At 46.6% G+C, this 17,133-nt stretch carries 8 protein-coding genes; all 8 read left to right on the top strand.

The annotated features are described in order from the left end of the window. Positions 1-175: 175 nt before the first annotated feature. The 8 genes from bcsA (at position 176) to RIG61_10565 (ending at position 17,061) form a co-directional block, all read left to right on the top strand. Entirely contained in the window at positions 176-2,419 is a 2,244-nt protein-coding gene (bcsA, locus tag RIG61_10600) for a UDP-forming cellulose synthase catalytic subunit (GenBank protein MEQ9619610.1), read from the top strand. Positions 2,420-2,424: 5 nt separating this feature from the next. Beyond that, complete coding sequence (locus RIG61_10595) at positions 2,425-4,683, top strand: cellulose biosynthesis cyclic di-GMP-binding regulatory protein BcsB (protein ID MEQ9619609.1); 2,259 nt, start codon at positions 2,425-2,427, stop codon at positions 4,681-4,683. Further along, positions 4,673-5,710 (top strand): glycosyl hydrolase family 8, encoded by a 1,038-nt coding sequence (locus RIG61_10590; protein MEQ9619608.1) that lies wholly within the window; start codon positions 4,673-4,675, stop codon positions 5,708-5,710. The genes RIG61_10595 and RIG61_10590 overlap by 11 nt, the downstream gene beginning before the upstream one ends. Continuing rightward, complete coding sequence (locus tag RIG61_10585; protein MEQ9619607.1) at positions 5,707-8,787, top strand: cellulose synthase subunit BcsC-related outer membrane protein; 3,081 nt, start codon at positions 5,707-5,709, stop codon at positions 8,785-8,787. Before RIG61_10590 ends, RIG61_10585 begins: the two co-directional genes overlap by 4 nt. Positions 8,788-9,296: 509 nt before the next feature. Continuing rightward, a complete protein-coding gene (locus RIG61_10580; protein MEQ9619606.1) occupies positions 9,297-9,539 on the top strand; it encodes a DUF2934 domain-containing protein in 243 nt (80 codons plus the stop codon). A gap of 351 nt (positions 9,540-9,890) precedes the next feature. Beyond that, the gene (locus RIG61_10575) at positions 9,891-12,569 is read left to right on the top strand and encodes a glucosidase (protein MEQ9619605.1); all 2,679 of its coding nucleotides are present in this window, start codon (positions 9,891-9,893) and stop codon (positions 12,567-12,569) included. A 582-nt stretch (positions 12,570-13,151) separates the two neighbouring features. Further along, complete coding sequence (locus RIG61_10570; protein ID MEQ9619604.1) at positions 13,152-15,527, top strand: phosphoketolase family protein; 2,376 nt, start codon at positions 13,152-13,154, stop codon at positions 15,525-15,527. Between the two features lie 610 nt (positions 15,528-16,137). After that, positions 16,138-17,061: a rhodanese-related sulfurtransferase gene (locus RIG61_10565; GenBank protein MEQ9619603.1), complete on the top strand. Its 924-nt coding sequence runs from the start codon at positions 16,138-16,140 to the stop codon at positions 17,059-17,061. Positions 17,062-17,133 lie beyond the last annotated feature (72 nt).

Genomic DNA, 17,133 nt, shown 5'->3' with positions numbered 1-17,133 from the left:
AATTGGCAAAATTTGTCATAATCTTCTTCGGCAGTTTGCCATCTATATATACAAAAAACCAATAATACATATAGCTTATAGAACGTTACTATATTCTGGCATAGTTTTTGCAATTCTTTAATTATAGTCTCTTGCGCTTGTTAATAGCACTGAACACAGGTCTATAGAAACATACATGACAAATTATATAAATAAGAATCTTCTTGTTATTTCAGCAGCTATTTTTAGCACCGCTCTTTTCCTTTACTTATCGAGTATCTATCTTCCCCTGTCCTTTCAGTTTATAGTCGGATGGGGGCTCCTGATTCCCCTGTTCGTTTTTAAAGGAAAGCATAATCTCTTACGAAAAATCCCGGTTAGAATCTTATTTCTTTTAATCGCCGCTTTCATTTCTTTAAGATACTGGTCCTGGAGAACTTCCGACACGTTGTATTACCTGGGCCTGGTTGATTTTATCGGAGTTATGGTTCTTTACCTGGCCGAAAGCTACAGCATCCTGGTTCATTTACTGGGAATGTTTGTAAATATCTGGCCTCTAAACAGGGCGCCCGTTCCTTTGCCTGGTGATGAGAATCTTCCCACGGTTGATATCTTTATCCCGACATATACCGAATCTGAAGAAATAGTGCACATTACTGCTGTGGCCTGTAAACAAATAGACTACCCCACAGACAAGGTAAACATTTATATTCTGGATGACGGCAGTACCGTTGCCAGAAGAAATAATCCTGAAACGTCGAAATTAGCATGGGAAAGATATAAAAATCTGAATATGCTGGCCGAAGAGTTGGGAATTAGTTACATAACAAGAGAAAAGAATGAAAAAGCCAAAGCCGGAAATGTGAACAACGCATTAAAGCACTCAAGTGGAGAGCTGCTGCTTGTTCTGGATTGCGATCATGTTCCCACAAGCGATATCTTAAAAAACACGGTAGGCCTCTTTCTCAAGGATGAAAAGCTCTTTTTGGTTCAAACTCCTCACTTCTTTATTAATCCGAGTCCAGTCGAAAAGAATTTATTCACCTTCAACGATGCTCCGATGGAAAACGAAATGTTCTTCAGTGGCATACAGCCCGGTCTGGACTTCTGGAACTCGGCATATTTCTGCGGCTCGGCAGCTATCCTGAAAAGGAGATATTTGGAAGAGATAGGCGGAGTAGCAGGCGAAACTATAACTGAAGATGCAGAGACCGCGCTTGAATTGCACTCGAGGGGTTATAACAGCGCATACGTGTCCCGCCCGATGGTATGCGGCCTGTCGCCGGAAACGTTCGAGGATTTTATTTTACAACGGAGCCGCTGGGCACAGGGAATGACCCAAATTTTCATTTTAAAAAATCCGCTATTCAAGAGGGGACTAAACATATACCAGCGTATATGTTATGCGACATCATGTATTTTTTGGTTTTTCGGATTTACGCGAATAGTCTTCTATTTAGCCCCTCTTGCCTTCATTTTTTTCGGCCTCAAGATATACAACGCATCGGTCGAGCAGGTGCTTGCATATGCCGTTCCCCATGTCGTTGGCACCTTTATAGTCTCCGATTTTCTCTACGGCAGAGTGAGGTGGTCCTTCTTCTCAGAGCTGTATGAAAGTGTGCAATCTATATTTATTTTACCGGCAGTTCTCTCTGCAATTTTAAATCCGAGGTTCCCGAGTTTCAAAATCACTCCGAAAGGCAAAAATATACAAACACAGTTCTTAAGCTCCTTGTCAAAACCTTTCTACATATTGCTGGGCCTGATTTTAATCAGTTTTCCAATCGCTGCAATAAGATGGGTCGCTGAGCCGGTCGATCGGGATGTTATTGCCATTTGCGGCGTATGGGGTCTCTATAATCTGATTATAATTTTGGCGTGCCTCGGCGTTGTATGGGAAAAGAGATATACCAGAAGGTTCCACAGGCTTCCCATTGAGACGAAGGCAAGAATTTTCTTTCCTCGTCTCGATTTTTCGATCGATGGAAATATTAAAGACCTTTCTCTTGGCGGAGCCGGGATTCTATGCGCCGCTCCTTCGAAATCGGAGTTTGATATAGAACGTGGAGAAGAGGTATACGTAGACCTGGAGGATAGCTACGGCGAGGAATATAGCTTCAAAGGCCGGCTGGCAAGAACAATTAACAATCGGGATAAAATAGAGGTCGGTGTTGAATATGAGCTGCTCGAAGATAAAGAAACATTTGCAAACCTTGTGAGATTTTTTTACGGTGACAGCTCCAAATGGAACAATTTCAGAGAAGATAAGCTGAAAAGCATAGGGTTCTGGCATGGATTTATCTATTTCATTAAAAAAGGCATATATGGGGGAATGGATAATTTCAAAGGCCTGACACAAAACTACCTTAAACCCAAATTAAATTATTTGCTCAAGGCGGGTGTTAAAAAGTATCAAATAAATACAGCTGGTAAAGGATAACTATTGTGAATGTAAAAAACCTTATTCAATTTTTCACTATCATTTTGCTGCTATACACGGCTTCCGGAGCTGGAGCGGAAACAGTCAATATTCCGCTTCATAAAATTGCCCCCGTAGGCATAACGGACCTTAAGTGCTCAGAGGCAGAGTTCAACATCAAGTTGCCAATCCCCGAAAGATGGGCGGTCAAATCAGCCGTCATCGATTTCGGATACGTCAATTCTTCTGCTCTCCTGGCTCAAAACTCCCGTTTAATCCTCAAATTAAACAGCTATCCTCTTGCTCAGATAGAGTTAAACCCCCTTGCTCCGGAGGGTATAGCGAGAGTGCAGCTGCCTGCTGATCTACTGGACCCGGGCTACAATGATCTGACCTTCTACGTAACCCAGCATTACACATTGGAGTGCGAGTTCCCCTGCGCGCCCGAACTATGGACTACCCTTAAACTTGACGAGGCGTCCATAGAGCTGACATACGACTTGAAACCGGTTCCCCTGGAGCTATCTTCCATATCCGACTTTTTATTCGATCCCAAGACCTTTCCTTATGGACAAGTAAACATAGTTTCGGAATATAACTCACCCGAATCCGCCCTGTTGGCAAGCACGGTCGCCTCCGGCATAGCGCTCAGATTCGACTACAGAAAAGTGGAGTTCAGCACTTCAAACGAGATAACGCCCGGTGTCGATAACGTGATAATCGGGAGAAAAGAATTTGTGGAGGGCCTTGTAGGAAAAACGAACTTGAACATTAATGGCCCTTATATACGGATAATGCATAACCCCGCCGAAAAAGACAATCCGGTTGGCCCCGCGGATGAAGGAGAAATTCCGTCCGATGGAAATAAATCCACTGATAACAATACCAGGGCGCTTATTATAGTTTCAGGGAATACTTTAGAGGATATCCGGTTAGCCGTAACCGCGATAGCAGTTCTCTCATTTCCTTTTCCAGCTACGGATAAGATGGAAATAAAAGAGATTCTTTTGCCCGCAGTTCATCCATATTCGGGAAAGCTAATGATCAATCCCGGTAGTATTTACGCGTTTAAAACACTCGGATTCCCCAATCACAGCTTCAAGGGCTTTTCCCCTCAGACTAAAGATCTGTCATTTCGACTGCCGACCGATCTTCTTATTGAAGAAAACCGATACGCAGAGATTTCTCTACATTTAGCCTACGGAGCCGGTATGCGCTCGGACTCGGTTTTAAACATTTTATTGAACGATGAAATTGTTACGGCCATACATCTCGACAACCCCAACGGCGCCGTTTTCAGCAACTACAAGATCTCGATTCCAAGTTATCTTTTCAATAGAGGCGACAATATCATCAGGTTCGAACCGGTGCTCACCCCATCCGTAACAGGTCAATGCGAATTAATTCAAGTCGATAATCTCTTTTTAAGTATATTCGATGATTCCACATTCAAATTCCCCTCATTGTCTCATTGGGTGGAGCTGCCCAGGATAGAGCTTTTCTTTCAAGACGGATTCCCGTTTACGCGGTGGCCGGACGGCAGGGAGACAACTCTGTACATAACCAGGCCTGATTACAAAACAATCAGCTCATCCCTAAATCTTATAGGTCTTATGAGTCAGAAAATCGGCTACCCGCTCTTGAATATCGATATAGGATTTGAGGAACCAAAGGATTGGAACCGTGAAATCATCGTCGTCGGCGATATAGCAACCGTACCGGAGAATATAAGAAAGGAAGCTCCTTTAAAGTACGGCCCTATGGTAACCGCCCCTTATCCTGTCATTAACAACCTTAACCTGAACGAGTCCGTTTCGACCTGGGGGAAAATTAAAAATTATGCTGCGGGGACCTCGGAACTACAATCCGAATCTGTAATAGAAACAGCTTACAGCGAACAGACCGGAGGCCTGGGAAACGACCAGGGAGTGATTATGGAATTTGAGTCACCGTATCAACCGGGACGCTCCGTGCTTTTGGTTACCGCGGCTTCGGACAATGATTTATTAGCGTTGACCAGCGCGCTGCTGGACAGTTCCGTCCAGGGTGATTCCCGAGGGGATCTCGCTCTTGTTGATTTTACGCCTGAAGGATATAAAGTGTGGTCTCTAGACGTCGGACGGGGCTACTATACAGGCAAGCTGTCAACCGCTAACCGGGTAAAGTCAGTCATAAACACATCCAGATGGAAGTTCTTCGCACTACTGGCGATTTCCTTGTTAATATTGACCGCCAGCACGTTCTATGTATTAAGGAGAATCAGGAGCGACAGGTATGAGGATTAAAACATTCTACGCCATATCATGCTTCTTGACTGTTTTTGTTTACGGTTATGCCTACTCCCAGGAAGAACCCGGATGGGAACAGTATAAAGAACATTTTATCAGTAAGGACGGGCGTGTTATCGATTATTATCAGGAAAGCGCTTCTCATTCAGAGGGTCAAGGCTATGGAATGCTTTTAGCCGTCATGCATGACGATAAAGTATTGTTCGACCAAATCCGTGTGTGGACTAAAAACAACCTTAATGTAAGGGAGGACGGTCTCTTGGCGTGGCTCTGGGGAAAGAGATCGGATAAAAGGTGGGAGGTAATTGATTACAACAACGCTACCGATGGCGATATCTTGGCTGCATTCGCACTGATCGAGGCTGTAAAAAAATGGGACAAGCAAGAATATAAAGCTGAAGCATTAGAAATAATCGAGAGGATCAGAAAAGAACTGGCCTTTAACTGGCAGGGACGTACTCTTCTCATGCCCGCTTATTATGGATTTAAGAAGGAGGAGGGTTTTGTGATCAATCCCTCTTATTTCATTCTGCCCGCGTTCCGGGCCTTTGCGGAAGTGGATAAAAAGCCTTTCTGGGATAAGGTCTACAAAGACTGTTCTTCAATCCTGTCCGAAGCTTCATTTTCCACACTTCAACTCCCGGCCGATTGGGTAATTTTAAAAAAATCCGGGTTCTCCATATACACGGAGAGAAGTGAGAACTACGGCTACGAGGCGATTAGAATACCGCTATACATGTCATTTGAAGTGAAACCCGAATTTCCCGCCGGAATAAAGGAAATTTTGAGCACTTACGATAAAATCGGCTATATCCCGCTTTGGGTGAATCTAGTTAATGACAGCATCTCGCTAAAATCTGCGCCCGCAGGGTTTTACGCCGTCTACGCAAGGGTTGCCAGGATTATGGGAGAAGATGCGTTAAGCGACAAACTGTTTGAAGAAGCTAGGGCCAAATTACAAGAGGAGAAAGACGATTATTATTCCTTTACTCTCTATCTCTTGGCTAAGGGAAACACCAATTGAAAGTTATTCAGGTTCTCCTGTTGGCCTTAGCAATAAGTTCCGCAGCTTTGGCCGAAGCCCAAAATATCTACACAATCCAAATTGCATCGTTCACGGATCTGGAATCCGCCAAGAGGCTGGCCGAGCGGGTTTCACGGTTGCTCCCCATAACTTTATCCATTAAAAAATCAGGGGACGAATACGCTCTCAGAGCGGGCGAATCGAGCGACAAACAAGGGCTCGCCCCTTACATAAATACCCTTAAAGAAGCCGGTTACAACAGCGCCACACTCCTGTACCTCCCGGCTGCAGAGGGACTGACCGTTCTTATGATTCCGCCAGGCGTCTCAAAAGAGCCTGTATCCTGGGAGAAAAGAAATCCCGGCGTCCTGAAGCTGTCTCAGGCGCCGCAGCCCGCGGAAATCAAAGCAGGAGGATCGAAGCGCGAATCCCCCGAAGAAACGGTCCGCGAGGAGCCTGAGCCCGATAAAAAAAAGGGGCAGACTAATCTATTGGACATCAAGAAAAGGGAGCAGCAGGGAACGGGGGCGATAAAAAACCCTGAACAATTCCGGGATGCAGACGTCCCGGCTAAGGCATCCCGGGCGGATGCCGAGCAAAACCTGAATAGAGGCTGGAAGGGATATAAGGCAGAAAGGTGTAACGAGGCCGTAGAATTTTTTAAACAAGCCGGGAGCCACCCCGGAACATCGCTGGAGGCAGGGCTCGGGCTTGCTTACTGCTACATTAAACTCAACGAAAAAGAACGGGCAATTTCTATACTCGAAGAACTCCTGGTGAAACAGTATCTGGTTGAGCAAACTCTGCCCGTCCTGCTCAACCTTTTGATAGAACAAAACCAGTACGGTAAGGCAAATCTCCACATATCTAAATTAGGCAATCGGGGAAAGAAAGAGTGGGAAAAAAAGATCAAGGAAAGTAAAAGTCGTAAGCCTTTACATCCCAGCATATCAAATGAGTTCAAAAAAGCGGAAAAATCAAATGATACGGCAGCGCTGATTAGTCTCACCAGAAAGTATCAAGACAGACTGAACAAATGTATGGAACCGGGGGTATTTTTCAAGGCAGGGGAGATGCTAAATAGTCAAGGCAGGAAAGATGAAGCGCGGGAGATCTACTACGACCTGCTTGCGGCATGCCTGAATAAATGGGATTTGAGGGTAGGCGTCCTCTACGAATTAAAATCCCTTCTGGAATATTCTGAAATAAATAAACTGATAGATGCCGAAATGAAGCGGGGCGGTTTGCCCGGTGATTATAAGCAGCGAGTCAATGAGCTGAAAATAGACGTTTTAAAGGAACGGATCGCCGGTATTTCCCATGACGAAGAGAAAATTACCACACTTGCGGACGCGATTTTACTTATTAATCCTCAGGACCCGGATGCCCTGCTCGTAAAGGGATGGCACAGCTATAATGCGAATAACTACGAAGAGGCTTATGAAATATTTTCTAAACTTCACGAGAGAGATCCTTCAAACGGCGATTTTACAATCGGTCTGATATACGCTCTCATAGAGCTGAACGAGGAGGATGAGGCCCTGGGCTTATTAGAACAGTCAAGCATAGAAACCGGGGAGAGAGAAAAAATTGAGAACAAAATCTATCTTAGAAGAGGCAATAAGCTTTATGAAGAAGAAAACTATGCCGAGGCTGAGGCGTATATAGAAAAAGCGCTCGTGATTGATCCGGAGAATCAGGGCGCCCGCACTATGCTTGCATGGATTTTATACAACCGGAACAAATTCAACCAAGCGCTTCCTTTATTTATAGCACTATTCGAAAAAACACGGGATTCAACAATTGCGGAGGCCATCCTCAGCACTTACGATCAATTAGGCAAGCGTAAGGAGGCTATCAATTTTAGTTACGAAATAGGCAGGACTTCGGATGAATCATTGAAGAAGGCTGCCGGGAAATACCTTGCCGCAAGCGGCATGCCTATAACCGCTTCGCAAATTGATTCCGACCCGGAAGCTCCCTATCACAATATCGATAAACCGTCGTTTGAGTTTAACCCGTCATACGGACATAAAAGCGGGGATTCCGGTATTTCCGAGTTAAACGACCTCGCTTTTCCGGCTGTATTCTCGTATCCGCTCAAATGGGGGAACGATATCCGCTTTTCATTCGCCCCGCACTGGCTGTATTCCGGCGACGCTCCTTCTTCCCCGTTCGTGGGCACCGCGCCTGACGGAGGTCCGAAGAGGCGTGATCTAATCAACTCGATCCGGGTATTTACTCCGGAAATAAGCTTTGAGAAAGAAGGATATATCAACTATAGCGCCAGGCTCGGCGTTACGCCGCTTAACGGCCCCGTGTTTCCACTTCCTACTTTCTCATTCGAGGCAGAGCAGAACCGCTGGCGTTTAAACATTCACCAGGAATCGGTAAAGGAATCCATTCTGTCCTACGTTGGGCTCGAGGATCCGTTCGGCAGCAGAGAATGGGGAAGAGTGCTCAAAACGGGAGCGGAAGCCGAGCTTAGCCTCACCCCTGTTCCTCGCTACTGGTTTTCAATAATCGGGGGCTATGATTACTATTGGGGGAATAATGTGAAGGGCAACAATGCCGTTTACGGAACCGTATCCGCAGGAAGAACGTTTAACAAACACGAATTCGATATATCTCTCGGCTTGTTTTTTACAAGCGAACACTTCGAGCGCAACTCAAACTTCTTCACACTTGGTCACGGAGGATACTTCAGTCCTGAAATATTTATAATGACAGGCCCTACCCTCGGTATTGTAACCAGGTCATACAAATCGTTCTGGCTGAGCGCTCAGGGAACCGTGGGCTATCTCTATTTCCGTACAGAAGACGCTCCATTTCTGCCGCTCAGAAATGATAAATCAGACGGTGAATTTAAAGGGGAGACTTCATCCCGCATAGGTTTCGACATTAATATAGAAACACTTAAGCTCCTGACTCCGCATATTGCCTTAGGGGCATTTGGTGATATAAACAGGTCCGCGGATTTTACAGAATTATCCGCCGGTCTCACGCTTCGTTATTATCTGTTTTCACGAACCGGCTTGGCGCCCTCAAAAAGCAATGACCTCTGGGAATTAAGGTAAGAATAGGCTCCCCCAAAATAATTCTCGTCAGTTAACTTTTGCTCTTGCATAATAAAGAAGCTGCCGCTTAACCTCTGCCTCTAAATAAGATAAGAGGATCTTCAATAAGGCATTCCGTGACGCCCGGCCTTACGGGAATCGCGCAAATTTTTGCTCCAAGAGATATAACAGGACCGACCTTTTCTCTGGTATAAGAAGGCCGGGAACGGCGCCTCTCATAAGACTATACTGGTCGCCCTTAAAGAGCTCGTGCCCCCCACCAGCCGCAGACATCTCTGAATTTTGAGACAGCAAGTGAAAAGTTATTATCAACCCCAATCAGGTAAAGGAGTTAAATTAGCTCCCGATTCCTGTCCGGCTTTTTCTATAAAACAACCGCCTATAAATTGATTAACCAAGAGCAATTTCTAAACCCTAAAATTTACAGATGACAGCCGACATAGTTTCATATATTCTTACATTAAAACAGTTATTTCTTCCTGATAATCAGAGATAAAGGAGAAAGCAATATGGCAACTAATAATAAAGAAACAACGCCTAAAAAGACAGCGGCTAAAAAAGCGGCAGCGCCTAAAACCCCGAGGAAAAGATCGGCGTCCGCAAATAAATCCATCCATGACAAAATAGCAAAAAAGGCCTACGAGTTATACGAGCAAAGCGGACGTATAGACGGCAAAGACGTCGAACACTGGCTTCAGGCAGAAAAGATGGTAAGCAGCGGCAAAAAGAAAAATAAAGATTCTAATAGCTGAAGTGCTCCCTGTTTATTATTTCGTGGCCGCATATTAGGAAAGAAACCCGCCTTTCTGCCGGAGCACATTATTCAAACCATTTATCCACACGGGCCGCCATCCCTTTATAAGGCTTCCAATTCTGATATATATTTGCCCTTATTGGTGATATCATTACAGGATTGCTAACGCACCTCGGTTTTATCGGTTTCTCGCGAAACGGATTGCGGTTGGCATGGAGCCCCGTAACAGCGTATTGCAGTAAAAAATAAAAGGAGGAATAAAGAGCGCTATACCTGAACCCATCCGGAGTGAGAACAATCACCCGGTTCGTACAGGTAATATTAGAAAAAGCCCTGTGCTACCGCTACGATGACCAAACCAGCCAAACTCACTACGGAAGAAAAACGATTAAAGCAGGATAGGGAAAGAAAGGCATACTGGAGAAGGTGGGGGCCTTACCTCAGCGAAAGACAATGGGGAACCGTAAGGGAAGACTACAGCCCGGGGGGCACAGCCTGGGAATACCTGCCCCACGACCATGCCCGCTCGCGCGCCTACAGATGGGGAGAGGACGGCATTGCAGGAATTTCAGATAACCATCAAAGGCTTTGCTTCGCGGTCGCGCTGTGGAACGGACATGATCCGATTTTGAAAGAGCGCCTTTTTGGTCTCACCGGAAATGAGGGCAACCACGGTGAGGACGTAAAGGAATATTATTATTACCTTGACAATACGCCGTCACACTCTTATATGAAATGTCTTTATAAGTACCCCCAGAACGCATACCCCTATTCGGATCTGGTCAATGAAAACACAAGAAGGTCCCGTCTTGAACCGGAATACGAGCTGATCGACACCGGGGTATTCGACGAGAACCGCTATTTTGATATATTCGTCGAGTACGCCAAAAAAAACCCCGAGGATGTTCTAATAAAAATTACTATCATAAACCGGGGCCCCTCAGAAGCGGTTCTGCACCTGCTTCCCACTCTTTGGTTCAGGAATACATGGTCCTGGAACGGGGGTCAAAAACCTTCTATGAGATACACGGAATCAGAAGAGGAAATAAAGGTGGTAGAGGCCGACCACCATACGCTCGGCAAAAGATGGCTTTACTGCGACAACTCGGCAAGCCTTCTATTCACCGAGAATGAAAGCAATTTTGAGAGGCTTTTCGGCACCGAAAATCCCTCCCCGTATGTAAAAGACGGCATTAACCGTTACATAGTCGAAGGCGACGAGAGCGCGGTAAATCCCAAGGGGAACGGGACAAAGATGTCTTCTCATTACGCTCTTGCCATTCCCGGGGGCGAGGCCCGCACCGTGAAGCTCAGGCTTTGCGATGACCATAATATGTCCGCCCCGTTCGGAAGGGATTTTGAGTCGGTTTTTTCCAGGCGAATCAGGGAAGCCGATGAGTTTCATAAAAAAATCTGCTCCTATGCGATGCCGGAAGATTTAAAAACCATAAAGCGGCAGGCTTTCGCCGGCCTGCTCTGGACGAAACAGTATTATTACTACGTCGTCGAGGAGTGGCTGGATGGGGACTCCCTATTCCCCCCTCCGCCCGAGTCGCGCAAGAGCGGAAGAAACCGCGAATGGACCCATCTTTATAACGACGACATACTTTCCATGCCGGACAAATGGGAGTATCCGTGGTTTGCCGCTTGGGACCTCGCGTTTCATACAATCCCGCTAGCGATGATTGATCCCGACTTTGCCAAACGCCAGCTTACCCGGCTGACAAGAGAATGGTACATGCATCCGAACGGACAGATACCGGCTTATGAGTGGGCCTTCGGCGACGTGAACCCTCCTGTTCACGCGTGGGCGGCCTGGAGAGTATACAATATCGAGAGAAAGATGTACGGAAGGAAAGACATACGCTTTCTGGAAAGGGTATTCCAGAAGCTTCTCCTAAATTTCACATGGTGGGTCAATCGTAAGGACAAGGAAGGCAAAAACGTATTCGAAGGCGGATTCCTCGGACTCGACAATATAGGCGTTTTCGACAGGAACGTAAAACTTCCTGACGGAGTTTTCCTCGAGCAGGCCGACGGGACAAGCTGGATGGGCATGTACTGCCTCAACATGCTGACAATCGCTATCGAGCTTGCGAAAGAAAATCCGAGTTATGAAGATATAGCCAGTAAATTTTACGAACATTTCCTCTACATAGCGAAGGCTATAAACCAGCCAGACCGCGGCCACGACGGACTCTGGGATGAGAATGATAATTTCTACTACGACGTTCTTCACCTTCCTGGCGGCGGTCATCTCCCGATGAAGCTGAGGTCAATGGTAGGACTGATACCGCTCTACGCGATAGAGACACTCGAACCCGATGCCCTCGAAAAGCTCAAGGGATTCAGCAGAAGGATGGAATGGTTTATCGAGAACAGGCCGGACCTTCAAAACAATGTTGCATGCATGAAGACAAAGGGCATAGGAGAAAGGAGAATTCTCTCGATCGTGGATCAGCATAAACTGAGGCTCATTCTCCGAGGAATGCTCGATGAAAACGAGTTCCTGAGCCCCTACGGAATCCGTGCGTTGTCGAAATACTACAAGGATAACCCCTACGTCTTCCGGGCTGACGGCCATGAGCATGTCGTCAATTACGAGCCCGCTGAGTCTTCAAGCGGTCTCTTCGGAGGGAACTCGAACTGGAGAGGTCCCGTGTGGTTTCCCGTGAACTTCCTCATCTTGGAGTCGCTTCAGAAATTCCACCATTACCTGGGAGACAATTTCAAGGTCGAGTGCCCTACGGGCTCGGGCAACTATATGAATCTGTGGGAGGTGGCCGCGGAGATATCGCACAGGATGGTGAGGATATTCAAAAAGGACGCCTCCGGAAGAAGGGCCGTTTTCGGAGGCACGGAGAAATTTCAGACAGACCCGCACTGGAACTCCTGCATACCCTTCTACGAATATTTTCACGGGGACAACGGCGCGGGTATCGGGGCGAGCCACCAGACTGGATGGACCGGACTCGTAGCAAAACTCATACGTCAGTCAGGCGAGTACGGCACAATAGACGAAATCTGAGTAGTAACAAAATCTATAAGAATAATATGACGGGACGTCCCTTATGCGCCTAGGATCCAGCTATTGAACAAACAGGATGAACCAGCCCTCGTGACGTTAAACTTATGAGATTAATTCGTAATACTTAAATTATAGCTATAGGTATTCGCAACTATATCGATCCGGTTAGTTAGTGACAGTCAGGAAGAAAATAAAATTTCTCAAAAAGCCGGCATTGCGCAGAGATGACCGAGTTCCACTTTATAACCTGATTACAACCGTCCCATTTATAAAACTCCCCCCAGACTCAAGAAGGTAATACTGGAAAGACTCAGATTTACTAAAACGTATTTAAATATTTTAATAGACGAGCGAATATAGGGTTCATCTATATAAATTATTGAACTAAAACAGGTGGTTTCACAGAGTCAAAGTGAAACAGGAGTTTGTCATCCGCAATAGAATTTTCTATCATCGGATGAAGTACCGCGTGTGAAAAGCGCGCTGTAATAAAAAAAGCTATGAATCTAGGGTTACGGTATGTATCCTAGATTTTAATACTGCATCAGTTAGAACAAGCTCTTCACTTTGGGGGTTAAAACGGTGGCTACTCTCTCTAAAAAATTACTCGATAAAATTCATAGATACTGGCAGGCCGCGAATTATTTATCCGTCGGGCAGATATATCTTAAAGAAAATCCCCTTCTCCGCGAGCCCCTCAAGGCCGAACATATTAAGCCCAGACTATTGGGACACTTCGGAACAGTTCCCGGCCTGAACCTGATTTACGTACACCTGAACAGAATAATCAGGGATTACGGCGCAAACATTATTTATATCGCGGGCCCCGGGCACGGAGGTCCCGCCCTGTTCGCCAATACCTACCTCGAAGGCACATACACCGAAATATATCCCGACATTACGCAGGACGAAGAAGGAATGCTCCGGCTGTTTAGACAGTTCTCATGGCCGGGAGGAATGCCGAGCCACGCGGGACCGCAGACTCCGGGCTCCATTAACGAAGGAGGGGAACTCGGGTACTCACTTGCACACGCCTTCGGTGCCGCTATGGACAACCCCGATTTGCTGGTAGCCTGCGTCGTAGGGGACGGAGAAGCCGAAACCGGCGCGCTTGCGGCGAGCTGGCAGTCGAACAAATTCCTGAATCCTGCGAGGGACGGCGCCGTACTCCCTGTCCTCCACCTAAACGGTTACAAGATAGCGGGCCCGACGGTGCTGGGAAGAACTGGTGACAAGGAGCTCAGGTCACTCTTCGGCGGCCTCGGATATTCCGTCTATTTCGTCGAAGGAGACGACCCCCATAAAGTGCATAAAAGTATGGCAAAGACGCTGGATACAATATACGCCGAAATAAAGGGCATTCAGGAAGACGCCCGGAGAAAGGGGTTTACGCGGCGCCCGGACTGGCCAATGATTATCCTCCGCACGCCCAAGGGCTGGACCGCGCCCGAATCCATCGATGGTCTTCAGATTGAGGGAACGTTCCGGTCGCATCAGGTCCCTGTGACAAACGTAAGGGAGAACCCGGAGCACTTGAGGATTTTGGAGGATTGGATGAGGAGCTATGAGCCGGAGAAGCTATTTGATAAATCCGGCCGCATAATCGGGGACCTTGCGGAACTGGCCCCTTCCGGTGATAGGCGCATGGGCTCGAACCCCCATGCGAACGGAGGGAAGCTGCTTGCGGCGCTCGACCTCCCTGATTTCTCAGATTATGCGCTTGACATAAAAGAGCCGGGGACGCTCACAGCTGAATCCACTCGCGAGCTCGGCGAATTCCTCCGTGACGTTTTCAAAAAGAATGAGGATCAGAAGAATTTCCGTCTCTTCTGTCCTGATGAAACGAAATCCAACAGGCTAAACGCAGTTTTCGAGGTAACAGACCGCTGCTTAGTAGAAAAGATTATCGATACGGACGATCATATAGCCCCTGACGGCCGAGTGATGGAAGTACTGAGCGAGCACATGTGTCAGGGATGGCTCGAGGGTTATTTATTAACCGGGAGGCACGGAATCTTTCCCTGCTACGAGGCATTCGCAACGATTGTTGACTCTATGCTCAATCAGCATGCCAAATGGCTCAAGATGTGCTCAGAAATACCGTGGCGTGCGCCCCTCTCCTCACTTAACTACCTCCTGACTTCTCACTCATGGCGGCAGGACCATAACGGTTACAGCCATCAGGGACCCGGTTTCATCGACTCGCTTATGAGCAAGAAAAGCTCCGTAGTGCGAATTTATCTCCCGCCCGACGCAAACTGCCTCCTTTCAGTAGCGGACCATTGTCTCAGATCAACGGACTATATAAACCTTATCATTGCAGGTAAACAGCCGGAGCTCCAGTGGCTTGACATGGACTCGGCACGTAAACACTGCGCAAAAGGAGCTTCCGTCTGGGAATGGGCATCAAACGACGGCGGCTCCGAGCCCGATGTGATAATGGGATGCGCGGGCGATGTGCCCACGCTTGAGACCGTGGCCGCTGCGTGGCTTCTCCGCAAACACCTTCCCGAACTCAGGGTCCGCCTGGTCAACGTGGTCGATTTGATGACACTCAATCTTCACAAAGACCACCCGCACGGGCTCGACGAGGCTTCATTCAGAGATCTGTTTACCGATACCGCGCCAGTTGTGTTTGCCTTTCACGGCTATCCGAGGGTTATTCATGAACTCGTCTACCGTAGGCCCGAGCCCGAGCGCTTTCATGTACGCGGTTATATGGAGGAAGGCACAACAACCACTCCTTTCGACATGGTTGCCTGCAACGCGATGAGCCGTTACCATCTCGCAATAGAAGTGCTGCACAGGGTCGGGCGCCTCCAGTCAATATCCGGCGACATCATAACTCACTTTAACGATAAGCTTGACGAACATAGACGCTATGCTCTTGCGCACGGTGAGGATATGCCGGAGATTCAAAACTGGAAGTGGACGAACGAGTTACATGCCGGCGAATAATTAATTCTGTATGGGAATAATGCCAATATAGGGAAAGAATCCGGATACCGGACAGAAAAAAAGTGCAGGAGGTAATTACAAGCGTTAGAATAATAGAACCGTCTCCTTGCCGGCAGATGACCTCATAAAAGAACCTAAAAAAAACAGTGTCAGCGGCTCCCAGGCAATGAAGTTTATAGAAACACAACTAACTTGAGGAAAAAAATCTTTTTCTTGATAAGTGTAAGTTGATGAAATAATTGAATATTTAGTCTGTATATGGGAATAGGGAAAATTTCGCTTGACACCTTAAGCATGATGCTTTATATTATTACCATAAATTAAGTAATTTGCTTAAATTCATCCTCCATCCTCCTTTAAAGACAAGAGGGAACATTTTCAGCATTGAGTGTTCCCTCTTTCTTTTTATTATGTGAGTTCCAAGTCTTTAATTCCGCCTTTAAAAGTAAGCTCGGCAGAGATTAATCTTACTGAGCCGATGTTCACATTAATACGAGATATTAAAAATCCTTTATCAATCCAGGGTTTTTGGTATATTAAATGGGGCTTTTATTCATAACCGGGCGAATCGAATTAATTCTCACGGGAGAAAGTTTCAGGAAAAACAATCATGAGCCAGATTCATATAATTCTCTTTTACAAATTCACTGAAATGGACGAGCCGGAGGAATTTGCATCCGAACAGAGGGATTTCTGCAAAAGGCTGGGATTGCTCGGGAAAATACTCGTTGCAAAGGAAGGAATAAACGGCTCGCTTTCAGGATCGGAAGATCAAATCCGGAGATATAAGGAATACCTGTCAGGTATTCCGCAGTTCTCCGACATAGCGTTCAAGGAAGAGGAGGGAACATTCCAGCCGTTCAAAAAGATGATAGTCCGGGTGAAGGAGGAGATTATACGAATGGAGCAGCCCCTCGATATGAGGAAAAGAGGCAAATATATTTCGCCCGAAGAACTGCTGGAGTTATATGAGAACGGAGAGGAGTTCATAATTCTTGATACGCGAAACAACTATGAGTCCGAGGTTGGTAAATTCAAGAATGCCATAACACCCGACATCGACTCGTTCAGGGAATTTCCTCAAGCCCTTGAAAGCTTGAAACATAAGAAGGACAAGAAAATCGTCACTTATTGTACAGGCGGCATCAGGTGCGAAAAAGCCACCTCGTATATGTTAAGCCGGGGCTTTACCGAAGTTTATCAGTTAAAAGACGGGATTATTAATTTTTGCCAGAAATACCCGAATACAGTTTGGGAGGGAAAGTGCTTTGTATTCGACCAGAGGCTTATTTCCGAAATAGAGCCCGGGAGCGTATGCATTTCTTCCTGCATTCACTGTGGTGCGAGCTGCGACCGTTACTTTAACTGCAAATACCCCCCGTGTGATGAGCTTGTAATTCTATGTGAAAGCTGCGGAGATGAGCTTGAGGGCTGCTGCTCTGTCGAATGCGCCCTGGCATACCAGTCTTACTCAAAGAAAAAATCCCGTAAAAGACAGGGCTACAAATCAAAACATCTTAGAAGAAAACAATAAAACTACTTATTGCCTTAGCGCTATTTTGCGTCACCTCAACCCGGCGCCCTGTGAATGTGAAAGCGAAGAGAC

Source organism: Deltaproteobacteria bacterium, from assembly GCA_040223695.1.
Lineage (GTDB): Bacteria > Desulfobacterota_D > UBA1144 > Nemesobacterales > UBA2774 > JAVKFU01.
This window is presented reverse-complemented; position numbering and strand designations above follow the sequence as displayed.

Coding starts and splice junctions, on each gene's coding strand:
- RIG61_10565 (MEQ9619603.1), top strand. CDS start 16,138: ATGAGCCAGATTCATATAATTCTCTTTTACAAATTCACTGAAATGGAC.
- RIG61_10590 (MEQ9619608.1), top strand. CDS start 4,673: ATGAGGATTAAAACATTCTACGCCATATCATGCTTCTTGACTGTTTTT.
- bcsA (MEQ9619610.1), top strand. CDS start 176: ATGACAAATTATATAAATAAGAATCTTCTTGTTATTTCAGCAGCTATT.
- RIG61_10575 (MEQ9619605.1), top strand. CDS start 9,891: ATGACCAAACCAGCCAAACTCACTACGGAAGAAAAACGATTAAAGCAG.
- RIG61_10580 (MEQ9619606.1), top strand. CDS start 9,297: ATGGCAACTAATAATAAAGAAACAACGCCTAAAAAGACAGCGGCTAAA.